Origin of the sequence: Microcoleus sp. PH2017_28_MFU_U_A (genome assembly GCF_020738035.1) — a bacterium.
Taxonomy (GTDB): domain Bacteria; phylum Cyanobacteriota; class Cyanobacteriia; order Cyanobacteriales; family Microcoleaceae; genus Microcoleus.
This window is the reverse complement of record NZ_JAEQCX010000102.1, coordinates 1-25364: the sequence shown is the minus strand read 5'-3', so window position 1 is coordinate 25364 and position 25364 is coordinate 1. Positions and strand designations below refer to the sequence as shown.

Here is a 25364-nt window from a genome sequence, read left to right as displayed (position 1 = left end):
GTCGATTCCCAAAACCCCTGTTACTTCCAGACTACAACTAGCGGCTTGTTCAGTTAGACTTTCATAGACATACTCAAGCCAGACTTCGCCATTTCTAGGAATTAGCCTGAGTTCTTTAATCTGGCAATCTTTCAGTCTTTCTGGTAAAGTCACCCAGAGAGCATCTGTCCCAAAGTGTTCTTTCCCTTTGGTTCCCAAAGGCAACCGTACCCGATTACCCACTATTTTTAAAGCTTGACCAGGATAGGAAACTTGGTACATCGCCCCTTTAGTTCTGTATTTGGGTAGCCTCGGTTTTTGATTAAGCTCTCCTTTCTTGGCTAACTTTTGTAGGGTTCGGAAAGAGCTGAAGGATTCAGCGACTGATTTTAAAGATTGTTGCGCGACTTGCGAGTAGAGTAAGCCGTAATTCTCGTTGCCTTTGGCAATTTTGTACAAATCTGGGTATTTAATTGTACCTTTGTCCTTAAAGTACCGTTGCCGACTTTCGTAAGTCCCGACATTAAACAGATTGTTTGACCACCTCAACAGTTGCTCGACAATGATTTTGTCGAGTCCTGTTAAATGCCAAAGGTCTCTTTGTACTGCGTACATCTTTTTTTACCCTCCTTGATTGATTTTACTAGAATTGGTAAATATTTAACTGGCAGGATCAATCCTGCAATGCCCTTTCATCCCTGGACTAAAGTCCCAGGGTTTTCACGGTATTTCTTATAAAACGATGACAAACCAGCTAAATTTAACATGGACAGAGGCTGGGGTTCGTCAAACTCAGACGATTCTAAACGAACAGCCAAGCAAAAACCCGGGAAGCGTGAGACTCGGACGCGACCCAGCGCAGTGCGATATAGTATTTTCGGATTCGAGCGTATCGGGGTTGCACGTCGAAATATTTTTTAATCGCGAATTGCAGGAGTATGCAGTGCGGAATTTGCGCGCCAGCAATCCGCCCCTGGTAGACGGAAAAATTCTCGCCTCGGGCGAAGCAATATTGAAATCCGACAGCCGCATCCATTTAGGCCAAGTGGAAATCGAGGTGAATGTAACTGAGGTGCACTTAGCCGCGCCGCTGACAGTTTTGCTTGGGGCGCCTCCGGTGCAAATTTCTTCCCCGCCGACGCAGCCTTCTATTTACGGTTTGCAGTGTCCCAAGTGCAGCCGCGTTTCGCCTTACGCGCAGTTGAGTGCGGGGTGTCCGTGGTGCGGTACTTCTTTGGCGGCGGCGGCGAGTGTGGTGCTGTCTCCTTGAGGGAAGAGAAAAAGCCAGAATCGCGCGATCGCTCTTTTGTTCGATCGCGCGATCGCCAATGCTAGGATCTTGCTGGCAACGGCATCTAATTTTTACTTCTTGACACTTTTGGGACTGCATTCAATCGAAAATCTCAAATATCAGGGGCGAAATAACGAGAAATCTACAGATATTCTCGGTTTCTAGCCCCCATGCACCTAAAACTATTAAAGTTTTTGAGATAGGCCCCGAGATCAAATCAAATCTCTCAAATTCAAAAATCTTTTTTCCCAGAAAGCTCAAAGCCGACGGCTAATGTTTAAAAAATAATAATGAATCCTCAACCCTTGCACCTGCGACTTACTTGGAAAGATACAGCTACGGGGGATTGTCGCTCCCCGATACTCGAATTGCCCATCGCTTTGGGACGTATTTTTGAAGGTATGCCCTCCACCATCAACGGTGAGCGAGTTTCTCGAATTCCCCTCAAAAGCAGTCAAGTGTCTCGGTTTCACGCTGTGATTGCCACCGAAGGCGACAGTATTGTAGTTACTGACACCGGCAGTCGCAACGGTACTTTTGTCAACGGCACCCGCCAAACCCGGTGCGTGCTGGCAAATGGCGATATGCTGCAAATCGGGCCCTACAAGATAGCCATTTCATTTACTGTTAATTCCACAGAAACCCAGTCTGTCAATTCTCACATTTTCTTTAACCCGCAGACCAATAGGCCAGACCCCGCGTTGGGGCAGCCCATGGTGTCGCCGGTGCCTCAAACAAATAGTAGGGGAGAATTTCCGCCGATCGCATTTTTGCAGGCAAATCAAGTCACAATGCGATCGATCCAATCTATGGGACTCCCGGTTGAAGAAATTGATTGGGCTGCTGTTGGTGGCGGTTTGGGCAGCTTGATTTGGGTGGATTTGCTGAGAATTTGCGGCGTGAAGGTCGATCGAATTGCCGTTCTGGGCATGGAAGAGCAACCTTACGCCCGTTACCGTCGGTTGTGCCTGAATTCTCAAATTCCGCTCAGGGAAAGGCTGCGATCGAATTCTGACTCGTGTCCAGACAACATTTGGGGCTGGCCTCCCTATGCTGTGCGGGAAGCTTGGCAGGAATTGCGGAAAGGGCGGTTGATGGTGTCGCTGAAGTTGATGTGGCAGGTGTTTGCGGAACCGACTTTTGCCGAAACTTATACGCCGCGCGCCGGGAATGTGTTTGATTCGATTGACAGGGAAACTGTGCGTATCGGGTGGAATCAGATGTTTCGCTACGGGAGAGTGCGGGCGATTCGCCAGACAGATGACGGTAGGTACGCGATCGCTTATTCTCGATCGAATGCCAACCAGCGCGATCGTGCTTTTTTAATCGCCAAATACGTACACTTAGCCACCGGCTATCCCGCCATTCAATTTTTGCCCGACTTGCAAGAATATCGCGAAAAAACCCAGGATTTTGAGTCGGTTGTCAACGCTTACGAAAGTCACGACGGCGTTTACGAAAAGTTGGAGGCGAGGGGCGGCAGCGTTTTAATTAGAGGGCGGGGAATTGTGGCTTCGCGGGTGGTGCAGCGAATTTATGAAGCGCGACAGCGAAATGCCAACATTCAAGTATTGCATTTGATGCGATCGCCCAAACCTCAAGGTAACAAATTTAACCTCACCGTGCGAGTCGTCGAAAATCACTATGAATTTCAACCTTTCAACTGGCCCAAAGCCTGTTGGGGCGGCGAACTCCGCGTACTTTTGGAAAAAGCCAAACCCGAATTTCGCCCGCAGTTTCTCGGAGACTGGGGCGGCACTACCACAGCCAATCGCAGCGACTGGCGGCGGATAGTCAAAGAAGGTTTAAGTCAAGGATGGTATCAAATTACCTTCGGGGAAGTCGAGCGAGTCGAGCGCGACAGTCAAAACCGCACCGTGACTTACATTCAAGAAAAGGATCTCAAAGGGCAAATTAAGTTACAAGCTGATTTTATTATTGACGCGACGGGTTTGGACGCTAAGGTAAAAACCAGTCCCCTGCTAGAGGATTTGGTAATTCAATACAATCTTCCCCTCAACAATTTGGGGCGTTTGAGTGTTAACAACGATTTTGAAGTGCCCGAATTGCGGAACGCCTCCCCCAACAACCCAGAAGGGCGGGTGTACGCAGCGGGCGCGATTACTTTGGGCGGGCCTTACGCGCCCGTAGACAGCTTTTTGGGCTTGCAATACGCCGCCCTGCGTTCCGTTGAAAGTCTGGCAGCTAACGGAGTTCCGGGTGTTGGGAAATTGAGCGTTTGGCGATCGTTCCTACAATGGTCAAAGTGGATTTTAAATAAATCTCCCGGCTAAATTGAAAAAGTTCGGTAACGGATTTTGTAGCGGATTTAACGGATGTAAAAGAGCTTCGCATTCAACCTCAAATCCCAATCCCCAATCCCCAATTCAAAATCACCAATTCAAAATCGCCAATCCCCAATCCAAAATTCAAAATCCCCAATCTAAAATCCAAAATCTAAAATCTAAAATCGAATGACCCCCACCTTATTCGGCCGCTGGCAAACTCGGTTACTGCTATTTGCAACCATCGGCGTTTTAGTAACCCTGCCATTTTTTCTAGGTTTAATCACTTCCACATCAGGTGCAATCTTTTTCTTAATTTTAGGTTATGTAGCAATTTTTGGCATCGGCTGGGATATCTTATATATCTACATCCAGCAGTTTCGCTGGGATCGAGATTGGCCCGGCGCATTTCAATTAATCGCCGGGATTTGGGAAGCACTTTTTGTGTTATTTTTAATTAAAATTATCGGTTTGCCGGGAATACCGCGAGAAAATTTTGACTTAACAGCTTTTGCATTGCATTACAGTTTAGTGTGGCTGGCTATTTATCTGGCATCCCAAACACTAATGCGGATTTTGTTTCCCTACTGGCGTTTCCGAGGCGGCCAATGGTTTTAAGAATTATTGGAATTTGTAGGGGCAATCCCTCCGTGGTTGCCCATATTTGAGTAGGGAAACGGCACTGCCGTGTCCGGCGCGGGGTTCTGCGACTTTTAGCAATAGTCAGGTGCAAGCCCAACGGAATTTATAGTAAGCTTAGTTTAAAATAACTGGGATGATTTAATGTACCGTTCTCCCTGTATATTCTCCTTTTTTTCCGGTTCGGGATTCCTTGACCTCGGTTTTGAATTAAATGGGTTTCATGTAGCCTATGTCAATGAAATTTTCCCACCTTTCATGCAAGCATACCGCTACTCTCGGCAGTGCCTGAATTTGCCGCTACCAGAATACGGATACTGCGAAGGCGAGGAAGCAGATGTCACTCAACTTGTAGGGGGAAAAACAGCTTCTCGCCTGCGGGAATTGATGCAGGATGCCCGCCAGCATCACGATATTGTGGGATTTATCGCGGGGCCGCCTTGTCCAGACTTTTCTGTGGGTGGTAAAAACCGAGGGCAGGAAGGAGATAAAGGCAAACTTTCAGCTTCCTACATTGAATTGATTTGCCAGCAGCAGCCGGATTTCTTTTTGTTTGAAAATGTCAAAGGTTTGTGGAGGACAAAAAAACATAAAGCTTTTTACGACGAACTCAAGCTTAAGTTGGCTGATTCGGAATATTTTTTTGTGGAACGTTTAATAAATGCGATCGAATATGGAGTACCGCAGGATAGAGACCGAATTATTTTGATTGGCTTTAAAAAAAATCTTGTCAAAAATCTGGGGATTATTCTAGATGAAACCAGCCCAATGTTACCTGAAAATTTATTCCCCTGGGAAACTCAGATATTATATCCCAAATCAGAAGTTTTTTGTCATCCTTGGTCTGAAAGAAATGCTTTTGTACGCGATGGTTTTTTGCCTTGTCCCGATGGCATCACCCAAGAATTAACAGTTGAGTTTTGGTTTCAAAAAAATGATGTTCTCAACCATCCCAACGCTGAACATTATTTTCAACCGAGAGCAGGTATTAAAAGGTTTGCGGAGGTGGAGGAGGGAGACGATTCAAAAAAATCTTTCAAGCGCCTCCACCGCTGGCGCTATTCGCCGACTGCTTGTTACGGGAATAATGAAGTTCATTTGCACCCTTACAAAGTTCGCAGGCTTTCTGTTGCAGAAACACTTGCCGTTCAGTCGCTCCCAAAAGAGTTTGCGCTGCCGAATAATATGACGCTGACTAATATGTTTAAAACTGTTGGTAATGGGGTTCCTTATTTGACTTCCCAGGCTATTGCTCAAACAATCCTTGTATTTTTAAAGACACAATACAAGTGTTGAGTTAATTAGAGTTTTGGTGCGTGAAGCGCGGTTGAAGATTGATTGTCAGTGGCGCAAATTAATCGTCGCGCTTCACACACCCTACATATTTGTGGAAGCCCTTTTTCAAATGAACTGAGAAAAATAAAAATTTACCAATGGTTGAGGTGTAGGGTGTGTCGCCTGCGATAAATCTCTGCTTCAAAATCGACAATCTAATAGCGACGCACCAGCAGCACCCAGCTATTGTAAAGGTTGAGGTGTAGGGTGTGTCGCCTGCGATAAATTTCTGCTTCAAAATCGACAATCTAATAGCGACGCACCAGCAGCACCCAGCTATTGTAAAGGTTGAGGCGTAGGGTGTGTCGCCTGCGATAAATCTCTGCTTCAAAATCGACAATCTAATAGCGACGCACCAGCAGCACCCAGCTATTGTAAAGAAACCCCAAAATATATTGGAGCAATAATTCTTAGCAATGGTATTAATCGCCGCGCCTCACACACCCTAAAGGTTTGTGAAAGTTGTTTTTCAATAAATTAAGAACAAGAAAAGTTCACAAAGGGTTGAGACTTGTTATATAATAGTTGGTTAAGGTTGAAAACCTAGATTTTTTATTTTCCTGCAATTCGCCATGACTGTTAAACCCCGCCGCTATCACATTACCACTTTCGGATGCCAGATGAACAAAGCCGACTCCGAACGGATGGCTGGCATTCTGGAAAATATGGGCTTTGAGTTCTCGGAAGACCCGAACGACGCTAGTTTGATTCTCTACAATACTTGCACCATTCGCGATAATGCCGAACAAAGAGTTTATTCTAACCTCGGAAGGCAAGCTCATCGCAAGCGTAAAGAACCGGGTTTGACTTTAGTTGTAGCTGGATGCGTGGCGCAACAGGAAGGTGAGGCGCTGTTACGGAGAGTGCCGGAATTGGACTTAGTAATGGGCCCGCAACACGCTAATCGACTTGAAGATTTGCTGGAACAAGTTTTCCAGGGAAATCAAGTTGTGGCGACGGAAGCTGTGGAGATTATGGAGGATATTACTAAGCCTCGTCGCGACAGCCATGTGACTGCTTGGGTGAATGTAATTTATGGCTGCAATGAACGCTGCACTTATTGTGTTGTGCCAAATGTTCGCGGGGTTGAACAGTCGCGAATGCCGGAGGCAATTCGGGCTGAAATGGAGGAGTTGGGCCGTCAAGGTTACAAGGAAGTAACTTTGTTGGGGCAGAATATTGATGCTTACGGGCGCGATTTGCCGGGGACGAAACCGGATGGTAGCAACCTGCATACTTTGACTGATTTGCTTTATTTTGTGCAGGATGTTCCTGGTGTCGATCGCCTGCGTTTTGCTACTAGCCACCCTCGCTATTTTAATGAACGATTGATTAAGGCTTGTGCGGAGTTGCCGCAGGTTTGCGAACATTTTCACGTGCCTTTTCAGTCGGGAGATAATGAGATTCTGAAGGCGATGTCTCGGGGTTATACTCAGGAGAAATATCTGCGAATTGTTGATATGATTCGCCGTTATATGCCTGATGCTTCGATTACGGCTGATGCGATTGTCGGGTTTCCTGGGGAGACGGAGGCGCAGTTTGAGAAGACTCTGAAGTTGATCGAAGATGTTGGTTTTGATTTGGTGAATACTGCTGCTTATTCGCCTCGCCCGGGAACGCCTGCTGCGTTGTGGGAAAATCAGTTGAGTGAGGAGGTAAAAGCCGATCGCCTGCAACGTATCAATCATGTCGTGACAACAACGGCTATGGAGCGATCGCAGCGCTATTTCGGGCGCACGGAGGAGGTTTTGGTGGAAGTCCAAAATCTCAAAGATCCAACTCAGGTGATGGGGCGCACTCGCGGCAATCGTCTCACATTTTTTAAGGGGGATATTGCACAATTGGCTGGTAAGATTGTGCGTGTTAAAATTACTGATATTCGCGCTTTTAGTTTGACTGGCGAAATGCTGGAAAATCTAAATTAGATTGCGAATTTAATTTCTTTTCCTCCCTTCCATATCCACTAACTCAAAACTATTCCCCGTTCCCCTGATTAAAATGGAAAAACCAATTCGCATTTTACTGCAAACAACGATTCCAACAACTGAGGATGACTGGAGTATCGAGCGTTTCTCTTTGTTGCGAGACTATTTGGCTAATCTGAAGGACGATCGGGGAAATCAATTATTTCAAGTAACGGCAAGAAACCGCGAATCAAATATAGAAGGGAATGACCCAATCCTAAGCAGTTTGGGAGAATCAATATTTGACGAGCTGTGGCTGTTTGCTGTTGATGTAGGAGACGGTTTGACTGAAAAAGATTGTGCGGGAATTAAGGCTTTTCACCAACGGGGCGGGGGGATTTTGGCAACTCGCGACCATCAAGATTTAGGTTCGTCTATCTGCACTATTTCTGGTGTGGGGGCTGCACATTTTTTTCAAACTAAAAATCCCGATCCAGATCCATCGAAACATTGCATAGATGATGTTGATACTACTAATATTTCTTGGCCTAACTATCATTCTGGACGCAATGGGAATTATCAGAGAATTATCGCGATCGATCCGGTGCATTCTCTTTTGAAAAGGTCTGGTGCTTCTGGGGAAGCGATCGAGTTTTTTCCGGCTCATCCCCACGAAGGTGCTGTGGGTGTCCCCCCAGGCGATCAGTACGGTAGGGTAATTGCACAAGGGAAAAGTTTGGTGAGCGATCGCATTTTTAACCTCGCTGTTGCTTTCGAGTGGCCTCCCGATACGATCGGAAATCAGCTCGGACGTGGAGTGGCTCAATCGACTTTTCATCACTTCTGCGATTATAATTGGAATTTGGATATGGGTTGTCCAAGCTTTGTGACTGAACCGCCGGGAAACACTATGCAAACAGAGTCACAGGCTTTAGATGATATCAAAACTTATGTCCGCAATTTAGCTTTGTGGCTGGCTGGAACACCGCAATAAAACTCTAATACGAAAAAAGAGTCTAAATAACATGACACAAAATTCTGAATTTGACAAGACGCAAAATTCAATTCCTCAAGTGGAATTGCCGCAGCCAAACGAACGTGGAGAGTATAAAAGAACATCTCACCGATATTGGGAAGCCACAGATTCAGACCCCAACGGTGTTAAATGTCGCATGGGCCCGCACTCTATTCAGGAAATAGAAGACCCTGGAAGCAAGGTAAATTTAAATATTGGCAGTTGGCCTGTAGTTGGTACTTTGAAACCAGGGCAGAATTTTGAAATCTATCTGGGCCCTAGCGGATTGGGGGTTTTGTACGATGCCCAACGTCAACCTTGGTTTTTTATAGAAAAAAGTGAGGGTACCGGCGCGCCGAGTAATTGTTTTGTGCCGGCTAACAGCAGTTTTGTGAAACCAATACAGCCCCAGTAACCTCCATAGATAATATTTGCTAGAGTCTCGGAGTCTTTTAACAAGATATATTTTTTTACCGCAGAGAGCGCAGAGGACACAGAGGAAGAGTGGAAGGGAGGGGATAGGTAGTCTTAAAGCGTTCATTTCTGCGTTGGCTGCGCTCTCTGCGTGTATATTTATCAAAAAGTATCGGGAGTATGGAAAAATGACGAAGATGCGGATCGGGTTACTCTTCGGCGGGCGATCGGGCGAACATGAAGTCTCTATTAGTTCGGCAAGGGCGATCGCCCGTGCCCTCGCTGCTGACGAAAATGCTTCTAAATACGAAGTTCTGCCCTTTTACATCCAAAAAGACGGCCGCTGGCTGTCGGGAACATTACCGCAGCAAGTCTTAGCCGCCGGCAAACCTCTGGAAATAGAGTCACAAGCAGGAGAAGCTTGGCAATTTCCTAATTTTAATGGAGTAGATGTTTGGTTTCCGGTTTTACACGGGCCTAACGGTGAAGACGGTACGGTGCAAGGATTGCTGAAATTATTGCAAGTTCCTTTTGTCGGTTCGGGGGTTTTGGGTTCGGCGATGGGAATGGATAAAATTGCGATGAAAATGGCTTTTGCTAACGCAGGTTTGCCGCAGGTAAAATACATCGCTGTCAATCGTTCCGAAATCTGGTCGAATCCTTGCGTTTTCCCCAAACTGTGCGACAAAATTGAAGCTGAGTTGGGCTATCCTTGCTTTATTAAACCAGCAAATTTGGGTTCGTCTGTGGGCATTTCTAAGGCTCGATCGCGCGCTGAGTTAGAAGCCGCTCTTGATGGCGCCGCCAGCTACGACAGGCGGATCATTGTGGAAGCTGGTGTGGTTGCTAGAGAGTTAGAATGTGCGGTTTTGGGCAACGATAATCCGAAAGCTTCAACGGTGGGAGAAATTAGTTTTCAAAGCGATTTCTACGACTACGAAACTAAATATACTGAGGGACAATCCGAGTGTTCAATTCCGGCAAAAGTCAGCAGTGCGATCGTCTCGCAAATCCAAGAAATGGCAGTGCAAGCATTCTTAGCCATTGACGCTGCCGGTTTAGCGCGGGTAGACTTTTTCTACGTTGAATCAACCGGAGAAGTTTTGATTAACGAAATCAACACTTTCCCCGGATTTACAGCTACCAGTATGTATCCTCAAATGTGGGCGCATGATGGTATTTCTTTCCCCGAATTAGCAGACCGTTTAATTCAATTAGCTCTCGAACGGCACGGCGAAAAAGCTTGAATTGTGAGCCTCAAACTCCTTTCCTAAAAATAGCAAAAAATAAGTTATTCCGCAGGTAATATATCCATACCAGCGTCAACGAGATAACATGGTTGTGGCAGGGAGTACCTGCCCACAGCCCAATTTCTGCTACTAGCAGAGCAAGTGGGAATTTTTAGCAGCCTGGTATAACTAAATGCAACATAAAATCGTTAACGGAGAACGGCGAATAGCAGCGTCAATCTCACATCTGGCATCTCAAATTTTAACTTGGTTAACTTAATGAGACGTTTCACTAAACTGCCGCAGTGGTGGACTTACGGACTGTTATTCCCTCTAGCGGTACTCAACTGCTGGTTAGCCCTCCTAGTGTTTGAATATTTTCGCGCTCTGATTACTGTTTTGGTAATCGCTACAGTGTTCTCTTTTTTGCTAGATTATCCAGTGCGTTTTCTGCGTAAATACGGGCTGAAGCGCGATCGCGCAGTTTTGTCGGTGTTGTTCGTAACTTTACTGATATTGGTGGTTTTAGGTGTCACTCTGGCTCCGATTCTGCTGAACCAAATCACTGAACTCGCTACTCGACTCCCAACTTGGATAGTTTCCGGTACAGAACAGATTGAAGCGTTCAATAAGTGGGCAGAAAATCGCAATCTTCGCATTGATGTTAGCGGTTTGACTACTCAATTGAGCGATCGACTTTCAACTCAATTGCAGTCTCTCACTGGCGAAATCCTCAAATTTGGCTTGGGTGCGGCAGACAGTCTGGTGAATTTTCTGCTGACAATAGTTCTGACATTCTACTTGCTCTTGCATGGCGATCGCGTGTGGGAAGGATTGTTTAAATGGTTTCCCTCCAAACAGAGTCTGCAATTGCGACAGTTGCTGGCGCGAAGCTTCCACAACTACTTCGTCGGACAAGCAACCTTGGCGGGTTTGATGGGACTGTCGATGACGGTGGCTTTTTTAATTTTGCGAGTTCCCTTCGGGCTGCTTTTCGGTTTGGGTGTCGGTGTAATGACGATGATTCCCTTCGGGGCACCTTTCAGTATTTGCGTTGTCAGTTTGCTGATTACACTAAGCAACTTTTGGCTCGGTGTGACAGTTTTAGCTGTCGCGACAGTCATAGAGCAAGTAATTGAAAGCGGGGTTGCTCCTCGATTATTAGGTGGTTTTATCGGCCTCAATCCGGTGTGGATTTTAGTGTCTCTGTTAGTGGGAGTTAAGGTGGCGGGAGTAGCAGGTTTGTTAGTTGCTGTACCGATGGCTGGTTTTATTAAGAATACTGTTGATATTTTGGAAACTTCCAGGAACAAGTCGAGGGAAATTGATGCGGTTAGTTCCATTGAACCCAATAAAGTTGAGAGCGGAGATTCCAACAGGTAAAAACTATGAAAAATAGACACTGTTTGCTTTCCTCCGGATCGCGAAAGCTAACGTTCTTCTCTTGGGAGCATCTCAGTTTTGCAAGAAGCATTTTTTATGGTAGTGCGAGCGTCCCCGCTCGTGTGCTTGTACAAGCACGCGAGCGGGGACGCTCGCACTGTAAATGCAAAACTGAAACGCTCCCCTTCTCTTGGGATAGTGTTAAGTGAACCGTATTGCGATCGAACCTACGGAAAATAATACTATTTTAGGATCGCGAATTAAATAACTGACAATTTTAATTGTTATTGTGGGATGGGCGTCCCGCCCGTCCAAAAAGTACGGGCTCTCCCGCCCATCCCACTTTCAAGAGTAGAAGTTATTTAATTCTCATTCCTTAGATTAACGTTCATAGCCGTAGGATAGGGATACATCGACAATCCTCAAGAAAGAGCGACTGTTTCGAGCGAGCAACGCACCGGTTTCATTGCAGGCTAAGGAAACAAACCCAACATTTTTGTTTGAGTTATGGGCTGCCGGTAGCAAGGCCATGAAGATTTTCCAGGAAATGCGGAATATGCGGATCCGTTACCGTAGTTGGTATTATCGCAGGTGTGGCAATTCGCCAGTCCTCACCCAGGGCGATCGCGCTGACCACCTAAAATCAACAATTTGCCTGCAACAGTCTGGTTTCTACTCCAGCCTGTAGGGTAAATCCCACCACCCAAACACATCTGATAAATGTTTCAATTAAAATTAAAGAACCTTGAGTTCTAAGTTAATTGTACAGTAGTGCTAAAACTGCCAAACCATAATTATAACTTTCACCCATTCTCTACCAAATTAATACTATGTCAACCCCCAAAAAATCTAATCAAACTCAACATTCTCGCCGTTTTTCTGTGCCGAAAAAACTTGCTTTTTTATCCCTCGTTTTGCTCGGCTCCACGGCAACTGTCGGCTGCAACGCCCTAAATTCGCAAGTTCCTGGCAGTTCTAATGCTATCAAAGCCGAACAACCTGCAAGCGCAGCGCCAATCTCAGCTTTACCTGCAAATATATTGCCGAATCAAGACTCTAATTTTGTGACTAAAGTAGTGCAGGAAGTCGGCCCGGCAGTAGTACGAATTAACTCGTCTCGCACAGTGAAAAACCAAGCTCCAGAAGAGATTCCCGAACAATTCCGCCGCTTCTTCGATCCAGATTCCCCCATTGCGCCTCAGCCGGGAAATCGAGTACAACGAGGCTCTGGTTCGGGTTTTGTTTTTGGTTCCGACGGCCGCATTTTGACGAACGCTCACGTTGTTGACGGCGCAGATACGGTGACGGTAAAACTGAAGGATGGCCGTGAATTGGCAGGCAAAGTTTTGGGCGTAGATACAGTTACTGATGTGGCTGTTGTTAAAGTTGAGGCTACCGATTTGCCTGTGGTGAGTTTGGGTAAATCTGAAGATTTACAGCCGGGAGAATGGGCGATCGCGATCGGCAATCCCCTCGGTTTGGACAATACCGTGACAGTCGGTATTATTAGCGCGACAGGCCGTTCTAGCGCCGATGTGGGCGTTCCCGACAAGCGCGTCAGCTTTATTCAAACCGACGCCGCCATCAATCCCGGCAATTCCGGCGGCCCGTTGCTGAACCAGCGGGGTCAAGTTATCGGCATGAATACGGCGATTATTGAAGGTGCCCAAGGGTTGGGTTTTGCGATTCCGATCGATCGGGCGCAACAAATTGCCAACCAATTAGTCAGTACCGGAAAAGCCGAACATCCTTATCTCGGCGTTCGGATGTTGAGCATTACTCCCGAAGTCAAAGCAGAATTCAATAAAAATCCCAACGCCAAATTGAGGCTGACTGAAGATAAAGGCGTGTTAGTTATGGGAGTTGCAAAAAATTCGCCGGCGTCACAAGCTGGAGTGCGCGTTGCTGACGTGATCAAAAAAATCAACGGTACAGAAGTCACCGATGCTGGCAGCGTACAGCAAATTGTCGAGAAAAGTACAGTAGGCAAGGATATGCAGCTTGAGTTGAGCCGCAGCGGACAACCTGTGACTGTGGCGGTGACAACTGGTGCTTTTCCAGCGGGCCAGAAGCAGCAGTAGAATTGAAACTTTGAGTTTGCAGTCTGCTTGGGAACGGGCATCTTGCCCGTTCCACAAACAAAGTAAAATAGTTGTGGGGTGGGCCGGAGAGCCCGCCCCAAATTTTAAATCAAAGTAAAATAGTTGTGGGGTGGGCCGGAGAGCCCGCCCCAAATTCTTTTTATGATAGACTTGTAGCCCTGATTTGTTATTAAAAGGTATAAAAAATGGCTCACATCAATTTACGCCGCCCCGAAAATATCAGCGGTAATTTTTACGTAGATAGTAGCTGCATTGACTGCGATACTTGTCGGTGGATGGCACCGGAAGTCTTTACTCAAGCCGGAGAACAATCTGCGGTTTACCAGCAGCCGACAAACGAGACAGCATCCATGCGAGGTCTCGCGGCTCTTTTGTCTTGTCCGACAAGTTCGATCGGCACTGTTGAAAAACCCAAAAACATCAAAGAAGTTCAACAAAACTTGCCAGCACTGGTAACAGACAATATTTACCACTGTGGCTACCATTCAGAAAAATCCTACGGGGCTGCTAGTTATTTGATTGTCCGTCCAGAGGGCAATATTTTAGTTGATTCTCCGCGTTTTGTGCCGCCGTTAGTGAAAAATATCGAAGCAATGGGTGGCATTCGCTATCTATATTTAACTCACCGGGATGATGTGGCAGACCATCAAAAATACCGGGAGTATTTTGAGTGCGATCGCATTTTGCATACCGACGAAATAAATGCGGACACTCGCAGTGTGGAAATTCAATTATCTGGCAATGAACCGCATCAAATAGCTGATGATTTGTTGATTATTTCTGTACCCGGTCACACGAAAGGTCACACAGTTTTACTTTATAATAACAAGTTTTTGTTTAGCGGCGATCATCTCGCTTGGTCAGAAAATTTACAGCATTTGATTGGTTTTCGGACAGCCTGTTGGTATTCTTGGGCAGAACAAATCAAATCAATGCGAAACTTGGCTAATTACTCGTTTGAATGGGTGTTGCCGGGACATGGGCGGAGATATGATGCGGACAGAGAAACGATGAGAAATCAAATGCAGAAGTGTATTGATTGGATGGTTGATGCTTAATGTGATATAATGAAGATAAGTGTTCACCCTCACTAACTTGAATGTTGGAACTACTTGCAAGAATCACAATTAATCCCAGACAGTGTAGTGGTCGTCCCTGTATTCGTGGCATGAGAATTCGGGTATCAGATGTACTAGACTTATTTGCGGCCGGTTTGAGTGCTGAACAAATTCTCGAAGAAATGCCCGATTTGGAAAGAGATGACCTCAAAGCATCTCTTTTGTACGCATCACGTAAACTTAATCATCCAGTGTTAGTTGCATGACGATCTGGGTAGATGCACATCTGCCACCAGCGATCGCAACCTGGATGACTAATACACTTGGAGTAGCAGCGGTAGCCTTGCGCGACATTGGACTGAGAGATGCTGAAGATCCTGAAATTTTCGAGGCCGCCAAAGCGCAGGGAGTTATTTTGATGACTAAAGACAGCGACTTTGTTGATTTGGTCGATCGTCTTGATTCGCCTCCACAAATTATCTGGTTGACGTGTGGCAATACATCAAATGATCGGTTGCGAGAGATTCTTAGTGCACATTTGTTAGATGCGCTGAAACTTTTGAGAACCGGTGAAAGGTTAGTGGAGATTAGCGGGGATTAGTCGCCACAGTAAAAATTCCAATGCTAGTGGATTTGACAACTGACTAAGCCTTCGCTTTCGGAATGGCAACCAAAGTAATAGAATTAGCTGGGTAAGTTGCCTGAAAGCCAGCAGCGCTGACACTTAAATCGTTCTGACGGACGATCGCCCGCAAGTTCGCCTCGCTGTAGGTGTAAACTTGAGCTTTGGCACCTGGGTTAAAGCCTTTCAGACTCAAGTTGCTGGTCAAGTTTTTACTGGTTTTGTTAATGATTACCAGCGTCAAAGCACCATCCTGAGTGCGTTGTGCTCCGTAGATTGACAATTGTCCCAGATCTGTACTTTGCGATCGCACCCAAGTATCGCCGTACTTGCTGCCCTTACCGTCATAATTCATGTAGGTTCGGAAGGCATAAGCCCCCGGTTCCGAGGACTTGGGAGGCCCCCACAGCGTCGCTAAATCCAGTTGTTCCCGCCCAAAAATCCCCAGGATTTCGGCTTGAGTTAAGGCACCGTTCATCGACTCCAAACCGCCCCAATTGTATTCAGTAATGGCGACTTTTGTACCTGGATAATCTTGCTTAACCCACTCTCGAAACCGGGGTATAATTGTTAGCGGGGGATTCGATTTACCAATCCAACTTTCATCAGTATAAGTGCTGTCCCACAGAGAACGAGTCGATCGCAACCGGGCTGCTTGCGTCTTAGCATCGCCGGCGGGACAATTCGCCAAACACAGGTCATCGACGAGAGGATAGTAGTGTTCGTCAAAATAGTCGAGGATGCGAACACCTTTTTGCTGTTCGTAGGCGCGCATTTGCTGCAAGTACCACCGCGCAAACCAGACGCCGCCGTGTTTTTCGCGATCGCCCTTTACCCCAGAATCCACATAAACCGGCCAGCCAAAATCCGATGGCCCGAGTACCTTAGCGGTGGGATCTGTGGCTTTTACCATTGAGGCATATTGGAAAGTGCGATCGCGCAATTCGTCATAACTTGTCGGTTCTGGATGAACATCGCGGTGAGTGTTTCCCCAACCGCTTGGTTCATTGTCCATTTGATAAATTTGGACACCACCTTTAGCGGCAGTACCGTGGGTTTTAACTAAATGTTGAACCCAAGCTTTTTGGAAATCTGGGTTACTGACAATACTAACATCAAGGCGGTTATTATTAGTAATTAAAGTGCCGTCGGGACGCTTCCCATTGCCGCACTTATCGCCTTCGGGAAAAATGTAGGGATTGGTTTTTTCTTGCGCGCCGTATTTGGATACTCTAAAACCGCAGTTCCAAGTGCTAAACTTATTTACATAGCCTATCATCGGGATGGTAACGATGCTTTTGCTGCCGTTATTGCGGTTAGTTGTGACAATTTTGTCGATCGAATCGCCGGGAATGGGGTTTTTGTTGTCGCCGCCGCCGACGAAAAAGAAGTCATCGCCGACGTTGGAAGAATCGACTAACCAGTTGTAGCGGCTAGTGTGATTGGCGCCCCAGCGTTCCACCGGAATTCGCAACTCTTTGGCGAGGGCCGGATCTATGGCAAAATCGTTCATACCGTAGATGTCGGGACTGATGGAATGGCGATCGGCCCTCACGTCTACAGATAAGGTGGGACTGGCTGTTTGGGCGATCGCATTTTTGATATAAGCTGTTGTTGCGACAATTCCCAAAGCGGCGATTAAGCCCAAGGAAAATAGGACAAGCCAACGAGGTTTATTTTCGGGAGATAGCCATAAAAATCGTGGATTCATTAATTTTGTGATATAGTGTTTAATAGAGCTTGTTTAAAATCTACTGCATTTTTGTAATAAATTTCAGGATTGTCGATTAAAGCGCGATCGATTACGGTGGCTAGCGGTTGAGGGATTGACGAAGTGCGATCGCGAATCGGAACCACATCATTATCTAAAACAGCACGAAACGGGTCTAATCCTGCAAAATTGCGAGGTGAACACCCCGTAATCATCGCATACAAACAAGCAGCCGCCGCCCAAACATCAACCTCCGGTTTTGCATACTTATAGTCAAGCACTTGTTGTCGCGGCATAAAATACGGCGTACCCACAGCATTACCACTCATAGTTAAACCGCTTAAACCAGCTTGATCGAAAGCCTTTGCTAACCCATAATCCCCGATCTTAGCAACTTGTTTCCCTCCCACATTCGCCAAAAAAATATTCCCCGGCTTCAAATCCCGGTGAATCAAACCCTGTCCCTTTGCAAAACTACCATCAGCCAGTCTGACATTGGGGATTTCCGCATTATGCGTGTAAGTCAAACCATCTAACACTTGTATAATAATAGCTACAGATTCGGCGATCGGCAAAGTGCTGACACCGCGTTTTGCCATCAAATCGACAACACTGCCACCCTCACAGTATTCCATCGTAAAAAAGAAAGTGTCATCAGCATAACCAGACTCCTTAAATCCTACCACATTCGGATGCTTCAAACATTTAGTATTATCAACTTCCCGCAAAAACCAATTCACAGCCCGCTGATTCGCCGCCACCTTTGGTAACATCACCTTCAGCGCAACTTCTTCATTAGTTAGTTTGTGTCGCGCCAAATAAACCAAACTAAAACCACCCTTACCCAACTCCTTCAGCAAAACATAATCACCGAGAACTCCAATATTATTTTGACCGCCCACAGCTTTGAACAGAAAAGCTTTCAGCATTTCCCACAGATTGGCTTGATTTGAGGGAATACTGGGGGGTGATTGTTGTTGGAGATTTTTGGCAATTTCGGGGTCAAGGGCAACAGCAACTCGAAAAGAAGTATCGCTCAGTGTAAATTCATCTCCCTCCCTCAAATCGTATTCAGGGAATTGAATTTGAGCAGCTTCTTCGGGAGTTTGATGTGCTTCTCGCTGACCAATTTTTTTGCCATTCACAAAAGTACCATTTTTGCTACCAAAATCGCGGATACGGATATCAGGAGGATTGATATCTAGCAAACAGTGATAGCGAGAAATCGTGCGATGTTTTTCGTCATCGGGAATATTGGGATAGCAATCTTTAGCGCGGCCGATAATGCAAGTTGTGCGGGTATCAAAGGTGAATTCTTGGCCTTTGAGATTACCTGCGGTGATAGTGAGGGTAACTTTTGAAGTCATTTCAATATATGATTGTGAAGGTGATACTTGGCTAAGCAAAACTAGCGACTTCTACAGAACGTTCTACCGCTACACTTTTACGCTGGCGTTTAATTCTGTCGATTTCATGCAGTGTATCGGCTGTTAGGTAACTACTACCACAGTGAGGACAGCTTATTACGGGAATATTTTCTATAACTAGCAAATCTTTGCCTTTACCATAGGTTCTGGGAATTCGGCGAATTCGCACACCTTCTGTTCCGCAAATATCGCATACCATTTACTAAGTCTCCTTGCTTAAGGCACGTATACTGTTAAGTCAAAATTTGTAAAGTGCGTCAATAGAAATAAACTTAATCATTGAAGTAGTAACAAAATCTGACGCACCCTACTATTAAGGTTTACTATTAGGCGATAGAACGGCAGAGATGAGGATATTTGTATCAAATACAACTAAGTTATTTAGCATTAGTCCTCATGCAATAATTCATCAATGAATTCTTCTCGTTCATCCTCTGTCATTCCATCCCAGTCTTTCCCCCTTTGGGCAGCAGCCTGTCGCGCTTTTTCTGGGCCATCATGAGTTAACTTTGCCCAAGATTCCCAAGGCTGCATCAGCAATAATTTTAATAATTCGTGTTTTTTGCGATCGGGTAATTCTTGAGCTAATTCAATTACTTGCTCATCGGTTAATGTGAATGTTAATGTTGGCATCGATTCACCTCGTATTTTATCGAATATTTGTCGTTCGCTTTGTATTAAACTATCCTTGGCAAGTTGTAGACACCGATAGGGGTTACTTCTCTGCGATAAAGTGGCAGAGATTAAAATATTCGTATCAAATACGACTACAGGTAACATGATTAAGCTTCGTGTAATACATCGTTAATAAATTCTTCGCGTTCTTCTTCAGTCATCGTGTCCCAATCTTTTCCGCGCTTCCAACAAGCCATTCGTGCGTTTGCTTCGCTATCTTTAGTAAAGTTACTTAACCAGCCCCACTTATTTTTTAGTAAAAACTCACATAATTCTGCTTGTTTTTCGCTAGGAAGTTGTTGGACTAATTCTAGGAGTTGTGTATAGGTTAAAGATAATGCTAATGTTGACATCGATTTACCTCTCAGTAAAAATCTGCTTTTTCAATATATCATAACACAAACAGCTATAGTCCAAGACTGGAGGCTGTTGGTGGGGAGGTAGAAACCGGGTTTCTTCCTGAATCTGGGTGATGATGCGTAAATTATCGCAGAAACCCGGTTTCTTGGACTTGGCACGGTGCTCAGAAACCGGGTTTCTTCCTAAATCTTGGTGAGGATGTTTAGATACTCGTAGAAACCCGGTTTCTTAGATTTTGCGCGGCGCTTATGGAGTTTGGAGGCTGTTGGTGGGGAGGTAGAAACCGGGTTTCTTCCTGAATCTGGGTGATGATACGTAAATTATCGCAGAAACCCGGTTTCTTGGACTTGGCACGGTGCTCAGAAACCGGGTTTCTTCCTAAATTTCGGTGAGGATGTTTAGATACTCGTAGAAACCCGGTTTCTTGGATTTTGCGCGGTGCTTATGGAGTTTGGAGGCTGTTGGTGGGGAGGTAGAAACCGGGTTTCTTCCTGAATCTGGGTGATGATGCGTAAATTATCGCAGAAACCCGGTTTCTGAGATTGATTTTACTTTGATTATTTACTCGTTATGTCCCGACAACCCCGTCGGAAACCAAGACGGGGCATGGCTTCGTGGTTTTGGGCTTGGTTATAAATCTTGATGAAATCCTGTAACGCTTAGATGTTACAGTCTACAATTCTTGACGCGAGAGAAGAGAACTTCTCGTTCCCACCCACCGACACACCAAAACTACGCCACCTGTACGTACCGTATAGACACAGGACAGGGAGGTGAGCTTGCACCGCTGTCTCCGAAAAAGTGAGCTCGTAGTAGTGTGGCCATTCGTTATTTTTTCTCCAGCCTACCTTGTCACCAAACTTTTCCCATATTTCCGAGTCGTATTGACTGGTTCCCCCCAGACTTTGATAGATGCGCTTCTGCGCGCTAAAGCCAAAGCGCCCATTGCTGTATTCTACCCAAAGTTGGTCAATAGTACGCAAGTCCTCGCAGGGGAATTTTTGAATACTTTCTGCATCCAACCATCCTTCTTTGTCCCTACCCGCCACCTTTAACATCACTCTCGCCGTTTCTTCATCGGCTTCTTTCCACTTTTTAGCCGCCAATAAATTCCGCAAATTTATATAATCCATCCCCACGGCTGAAATCACCCGCGTAGTCTCAGCAGCCACTGGTTTTGGCGGCATTTCAAAAGATTTTTGTGCTGGCTGAGGGCTAACTTTTGGTGATGGCAATACCACTGGTTTTGGTATCAGCAAATCCAACCATTCCTGCACCGACTGCGGGCGATTTTGCGGTTCAAACTCCATCCCTTTGATAATAGCGGCATTCACCCTGTCGCTAATTTTATTATCATACTGTTTTGGCTGAATAAAAGGATCAATAATCTTTCTACCGGGCGACGGAATCGGCTTGTTATCTGTCAGCATATTATACAGCGTCGCTGCCAAAGAATAAACATCAGTATAAGCGCCAAGTTGAGGGCGTTGTTCCGCAAGTTCAATGGGTGCGTAATGCTCAGTCCCCCTGCTACTATTCGTCATTAACTTTCCCGATAACGTCGCCTGTCGCGCCAAACCAAAATCAATCAAAACTGCTTCTATACCGCGCTTTCTGAGCATAATATTTTCGGGCTTAACATCGCGGTGAGTCAGGTTTTGCTTGTGGACGCAAGTCAGTGCATCGCCTAATTGCTGAATCATTGACAAAGCTTTTTGTTCCGACAACCTGCCGTTTTCTTTGAGATGGGTAGCCAAGTCAATCCCATCGATTAATTCCATTACCATACAATTGAAATCACCCTCGCGAAATATATCATAAACTTCGACAATATGAGGATGACGACACTTGGCTAAAGACATTGCTTCCTTGAGGAATTTATTTTGTGTTTTAGCAAAATCCGGCTGGAATTGTTGGAAAAGATTCAGAGTTTTGATCGCAACTGACCTACCTTCATGGCGATTTTGAGCGCGGTAGGTTTCACCGAATCCGCCGCCACCTAGGTATTCTTCGATGATGTATTTGCCGTCGTCTAGTTGTTGTCCGTCGGGCCAGCGTCTCATGGCGGGTTTGTGAGGATGGAGAGGATGGTTTTGATTATAGCTGAGATGGGGGAATTTTGGTTGAGGGCTTTCGTGGGGTGTTGAGAAACCGGGTTTTTGCGAGTTTTTGGGTTTTAGTTAGGTATTGTCGTAAAAAGCCGGTTTCTTGGAGTCTTCGCATGGGTTCAGAAACCGGGTTTTTTCCGAGTTTTTGGGTTGCAGTTGGGTATTGTCGCAAAAACCCGGTTTCTTGAGGGCTTTCGTGGGGTGGATTTCGGCATCTATCAAACCTGGATATCCGCCCTAGCCAAGAGGGCGGGCACGGGGGCACCGCCCCTACAAGGGGGGAACCGGAAGCATTCTCAAAGTCCCCCTTTTTAAGGGGGATTTAGGGGGATCTAGACTCGAAGTAAAACGAGATTTACATGGATTTCAATCTTAAGTGTAAGCTTCCATTGGCAAACAAGAACAGACGAAATTACGATCGCCAAACGCATTATCTATCCGGCCCACCGCAGGCCAAAACTTATATTCGCGAGTCCAAGGAGTCGGATAAGCCGCTTGGGCGCGAGTATAAGGATGATTCCACTCATCAACCATCAGAGATTCTGCGGTGTGTGGCGCATTTTTCAAGACGTTATTTTGCGCGTCAACATTGCCATTTTCAATCTCGGCAATCTCCCCACGAATCGCAATCATCGCATCGCAAAAACGGTCTAATTCCTGCTTCGATTCGCTTTCCGTCGGTTCCACCATCACCGTACCGGCAACTGGCCAAGAAACTGTCGGCGCGTGATAGCCATAATCCATCAGGCGTTTGGCAATATCATCGACTTCAATACCTGCGGTTTTTTTGAGAAGTCGCAAATCCAAAATACACTCGTGGGCTACTAAATCGGATTTACCTTTGTACAAAACTGGATAATAAGATTCTAACCGTTTTGCCATGTAATTCGCATTCAGAATTGCTACCTTCGTTGCCTCAGTTAAACCAACTCCTCCCATCATCCGAATGTACATCCAAGAAATAGTCAAAATGCTCGCACTTCCCCAAGGCGCCGCCGAAACAGCACCAACTGATTGCGATATTTCACCGCCTCCCTTACCAAGGGACGATTCTATCTTGCTCCCCCCCTTAGCAAGGGGGGGTTGGGGGGGGTAAGTTCTTAATTCTGTATCAGTAGAAGGCAAAAATTCCACCAAATGAGACATGACTCCAATCGGCCCCATGCCGGGGCCGCCACCACCGTGGGGGATACAGAAAGTTTTGTGCAAATTCAAGTGACAAACATCAGCACCAAAATCACCGGGGCGACACAAACCAACTTGAGCATTCATATTAGCCCCGTCCATATAAACTTGTCCGCCGCAGTTGTGGACAATCTCGCAAATTTCTTTGATTTCCGACTCAAACACGCCGTGGGTAGATGGATATGTTACCATCAAAGCAGCTAATTCATTTTTGTGTTTGTCGGCTTTCTTTTGCAAGTCGGCGACATCAATATTGCCCTGGGAATCGCACTCGACAGCAACTACTTTCATCCCCGCCATCACCGCGCTAGCCGGATTTGTACCGTGGGCTGACTGGGGAATTAAACAGATATTGCGGTGAGATTCGCCTCGGTGTTCGTGGTATTGGTGAATTACTAACAATCCCGCATATTCGCCCTGGGAACCAGCGTTTGGCTGCAAGGAAATTCCGGCAAAACCGGTGACTTCTGCTAGCCATTGTTCGAGTTGCACAAACATCATTTGATAGCCGCGAGTTTGGTTGCGCGGTGCAAAGGGATGTATGTTACCAAATTCCGCCCATGTCACGGGAACCATCTCGGCTGTGGCATTCAATTTCATCGTGCATGAACCTAGGGGAATCATCGATGTATTTAGCGATAAATCCTTGGCTTCTAAACGGTGCATATAGCGCAACAGTTCGGTTTCGGAATGGTAGCTGTTGAAAACTGGATGGGTGAGATAACTGGTTGTCCGATCGCAAAACTCAGGTAACATCATATAGGAAGTGAAGGCGTCTGCATTCAGCGGAACGCTCAGAGAATTCTCGCCGTCACCCCTGATATAATCCTTCTCCCGTGCAAAGATTTTCCACAACTCTTTGACATCGCCCGCCGTGACAGTTTCATCCAGAGTAATCCCCACGGTTGTTTCATCGAACACCCGCAGATTAATGTGGCGATTTTGAGCGGCTTGGAGAACTTCCGATAGCGGTTTATCTCCCAATTCTACCCGGAGAGTATCAAAGAAAGGTCGATCGCCAATTTTGTATCCAAAACTGGCAAGACCAGATGCTAAAATTGCGGTTAAACTGCGTACTTGTTCGGCAATTGCTTGGAGTCCAGACGGGCCGTGATAAACAGCATACATACTCGCCATCACTGCTAGCAAAACTTGGGCGGTACAAATATTGCTAGTTGCTTTTTCGCGGCGGATGTGCTGTTCGCGAGTTTGCAAAGCCAAACGTAAAGCAGATTTGCCGTTAGCATCTTTGGAAACGCCAACAATTCGCCCTGGAACTTGCCGTTTAAACTCTTCTCGCGTCGCGAAATAGGCTGCGTGGGGCCCTCCGAATCCCATCGGCACTCCGAAGCGCTGGGTGCTTCCTACGGCTATGTCAGCGCCGAATTCGCCGGGGGGTGTGAGCACGCAAAGACTCAAAATATCGGCGGCTACTGTGACTAAGGCGCCGGCTTGATGTGCCGATCGAATAAAATCGCTATAGTCGTAAATTGCGCCATCGGTGGCAGGGTATTGCAGAAGTGCACCGAAGATAGTACGATCGCACTCAAAGCTTTGATGGTCGCCGACAATCACTTCAATTCCCAGCGGTTTAGCCCGAGTTTGCACCACTTCGATGGTTTGAGGGTGACAATCTTGCGAGACAAAAAACGCTTTTGCTTTATTTTTATTAGCGCCGTAACTCACCGCCATAGCTTCCGCCGCAGCAGTCGCTTCATCCAACAAGGAAGCGTTAGCAATTTCCAAACCCGTGAGCTCGATTATCATGGTTTGGAAGTTCAGCAAAGCTTCTAATCGCCCTTGGGCAATTTCGGCTTGGTAGGGAGTGTAGGCTGTATACCAGCCGGGATTTTCCAGGATATTGCGCTGGATAACTGGGGGTGTGATGCAGTTGTGATATCCTGTCCCGATGTACGATCGAAATACGTGATTTTTAGCAGCAATTTCTTTCAATTCTGCCAAAGCAGCGTACTCGCTTTTGGCTGCGGGAAGTTGTAGGGGTTGATTCATGCGAATCGCCGCTGGAATCGTTTTGTCAATTAACTCATCGAGGCTGGAAATACCCAAAACATCTAGCATTTGCTGGATTTCGCTGGGTGTTGGGCCAATATGTCTTCCCGCAAAACCGTCGATGGGGGAAAGGTTTTGCTGTTGGTTGGGTTCAATTTGCGGGCTGTAGAGTACCAAGGCTGATTCTCCTGAATGGATTTCTTATTACTTTGTAACATTTCGCAAAGAGAACAAGGAAGATTTTCTGCGTCTATCAAAGTCCGACAGGGGTTGAAACCCCTGTCTCATAGCAGAAGTCGTCTGAAGACGACTGTAGATTAAAGTCGGTGGTTGAAACCGCAAAGCGAGTTAAACGAAGTCTGCTTTAGCTGGCGAAGAGATCAAAGGGGTATTTAAGTCGGATTTGGTATCAGTCGTCTTTAGACGACTTGTGCTAAAAGCCCCGTGGGTTTCAACCCCTGGCGGATTGTGGAAGAATCAAGGAACCGCTCGTAAAAACCTGGACAAAGCTACCCAAAAGTAGTCAATGTTATACATCTACGTTAGTAATTTTAGTCCACAGTCCTAAAACTACAGGAATAAACGGCAATTCCTCTATTCCCTTCATGAAGTCGGGAATTACTTTTCTCGCT

Annotated in this window: 21 protein-coding genes and 1 pseudogene; 14 read left to right on the top strand and 8 right to left on the bottom strand. The window is 46.1% G+C overall.

What is annotated here, in order from left to right:
- A pseudogene (locus tag JGK14_RS24460) lies at positions 1-594 on the bottom strand (RNA-guided endonuclease InsQ/TnpB family protein); the annotation flags it as partial.
- 127 nt (positions 595-721) lie between these two features.
- Between JGK14_RS24460 and JGK14_RS24455 the strand changes: the two are divergent.
- From JGK14_RS24455 to JGK14_RS24390, 14 genes are all read left to right on the top strand, one after another.
- Complete coding sequence (locus tag JGK14_RS24455) at positions 722-1249, top strand: FHA domain-containing protein (protein ID WP_293184423.1); 528 nt, start codon at positions 722-724, stop codon at positions 1247-1249.
- Between the two features lie 311 nt (positions 1250-1560).
- Positions 1561-3564: an FHA domain-containing protein gene (locus tag JGK14_RS24450; RefSeq protein WP_293184425.1), complete on the top strand. Its 2004-nt coding sequence runs from the start codon at positions 1561-1563 to the stop codon at positions 3562-3564.
- Positions 3565-3744: 180 nt separating this feature from the next.
- A complete protein-coding gene (locus JGK14_RS24445) occupies positions 3745-4173 on the top strand; it encodes a hypothetical protein (protein WP_293216721.1) in 429 nt (142 codons plus the stop codon).
- Positions 4174-4338: 165 nt separating this feature from the next.
- Positions 4339-5490 carry a DNA cytosine methyltransferase gene (locus JGK14_RS24440; protein ID WP_293216718.1) on the top strand — a complete coding sequence of 384 codons (1152 nt, stop codon included), beginning with the start codon at positions 4339-4341 and terminating at the stop codon, positions 5488-5490.
- A 611-nt stretch (positions 5491-6101) separates the two neighbouring features.
- Positions 6102-7454 (top strand): tRNA (N6-isopentenyl adenosine(37)-C2)-methylthiotransferase MiaB, encoded by a 1353-nt coding sequence (gene miaB / locus JGK14_RS24435; RefSeq protein ID WP_293216715.1) that lies wholly within the window; start codon positions 6102-6104, stop codon positions 7452-7454.
- 73 nt (positions 7455-7527) lie between these two features.
- Positions 7528-8427, top strand: a complete 900-nt coding sequence (locus JGK14_RS24430) for a hypothetical protein (RefSeq protein ID WP_293216712.1) — start codon at positions 7528-7530, stop codon at positions 8425-8427.
- 31 nt (positions 8428-8458) lie between these two features.
- Positions 8459-8863, top strand: coding sequence for a hypothetical protein (locus JGK14_RS24425; protein ID WP_293184435.1), 405 nt, complete (start codon positions 8459-8461; stop codon positions 8861-8863).
- Positions 8864-9050: 187 nt separating this feature from the next.
- Complete coding sequence (locus tag JGK14_RS24420) at positions 9051-10109, top strand: D-alanine--D-alanine ligase family protein (protein ID WP_293184437.1); 1059 nt, start codon at positions 9051-9053, stop codon at positions 10107-10109.
- A gap of 261 nt (positions 10110-10370) precedes the next feature.
- Positions 10371-11474: an AI-2E family transporter gene (locus JGK14_RS24415; protein ID WP_293184439.1), complete on the top strand. Its 1104-nt coding sequence runs from the start codon at positions 10371-10373 to the stop codon at positions 11472-11474.
- Positions 11475-12030: 556 nt separating this feature from the next.
- Positions 12031-12162: a hypothetical protein gene (locus JGK14_RS24410; protein ID WP_293184441.1), complete on the top strand. Its 132-nt coding sequence runs from the start codon at positions 12031-12033 to the stop codon at positions 12160-12162.
- A 142-nt stretch (positions 12163-12304) separates the two neighbouring features.
- On the top strand, positions 12305-13555 hold the full coding sequence (locus JGK14_RS24405; RefSeq protein ID WP_293184444.1) for an HhoA/HhoB/HtrA family serine endopeptidase: 1251 nt from the start codon (positions 12305-12307) through the stop codon (positions 13553-13555).
- A 206-nt stretch (positions 13556-13761) separates the two neighbouring features.
- Complete coding sequence (locus JGK14_RS24400) at positions 13762-14634, top strand: MBL fold metallo-hydrolase (protein WP_293216709.1); 873 nt, start codon at positions 13762-13764, stop codon at positions 14632-14634.
- Positions 14635-14675: 41 nt separating this feature from the next.
- Positions 14676-14900 carry a DUF433 domain-containing protein gene (locus tag JGK14_RS24395; RefSeq protein WP_293184449.1) on the top strand — a complete coding sequence of 75 codons (225 nt, stop codon included), beginning with the start codon at positions 14676-14678 and terminating at the stop codon, positions 14898-14900.
- Positions 14897-15235, top strand: coding sequence for a DUF5615 family PIN-like protein (locus tag JGK14_RS24390; protein WP_293216706.1), 339 nt, complete (start codon positions 14897-14899; stop codon positions 15233-15235). Before JGK14_RS24395 ends, JGK14_RS24390 begins: the two co-directional genes overlap by 4 nt.
- A 43-nt stretch (positions 15236-15278) precedes the next feature.
- Here JGK14_RS24390 and JGK14_RS24385 read toward each other — a convergent pair whose 3' ends face one another.
- The 7 genes from JGK14_RS24385 to gcvP all read right to left on the bottom strand — a co-directional run bounded on the left by JGK14_RS24385 (position 15279) and on the right by gcvP (position 24909).
- The gene (locus tag JGK14_RS24385; protein WP_325315592.1) at positions 15279-16967 is read right to left on the bottom strand and encodes a glycoside hydrolase family 44 protein; all 1689 of its coding nucleotides are present in this window, start codon (positions 16965-16967) and stop codon (positions 15279-15281) included.
- Positions 16967-18334: a protein kinase domain-containing protein gene (locus JGK14_RS24380; protein ID WP_325315591.1), complete on the bottom strand. Its 1368-nt coding sequence runs from the start codon at positions 18332-18334 to the stop codon at positions 16967-16969. Before JGK14_RS24380 ends, JGK14_RS24385 begins: the two co-directional genes overlap by 1 nt.
- 31 nt (positions 18335-18365) lie before the next feature.
- Positions 18366-18593, bottom strand: coding sequence for a type II toxin-antitoxin system MqsA family antitoxin (locus JGK14_RS24375; protein WP_325315590.1), 228 nt, complete (start codon positions 18591-18593; stop codon positions 18366-18368).
- A 188-nt stretch (positions 18594-18781) separates the two neighbouring features.
- Positions 18782-19027, bottom strand: coding sequence for a hypothetical protein (locus tag JGK14_RS24370; protein WP_325315589.1), 246 nt, complete (start codon positions 19025-19027; stop codon positions 18782-18784).
- Positions 19028-19176: 149 nt separating this feature from the next.
- Positions 19177-19422 (bottom strand): hypothetical protein, encoded by a 246-nt coding sequence (locus tag JGK14_RS24365; protein WP_325315588.1) that lies wholly within the window; start codon positions 19420-19422, stop codon positions 19177-19179.
- Between the two features lie 666 nt (positions 19423-20088).
- The gene (locus JGK14_RS24360) at positions 20089-21492 is read right to left on the bottom strand and encodes a serine/threonine-protein kinase (protein ID WP_325315587.1); all 1404 of its coding nucleotides are present in this window, start codon (positions 21490-21492) and stop codon (positions 20089-20091) included.
- A gap of 417 nt (positions 21493-21909) precedes the next feature.
- Complete coding sequence (gene gcvP / locus JGK14_RS24355) at positions 21910-24909, bottom strand: aminomethyl-transferring glycine dehydrogenase (RefSeq protein WP_293226756.1); 3000 nt, start codon at positions 24907-24909, stop codon at positions 21910-21912.
- Between the last annotated feature and the right edge of the window lie 455 nt (positions 24910-25364).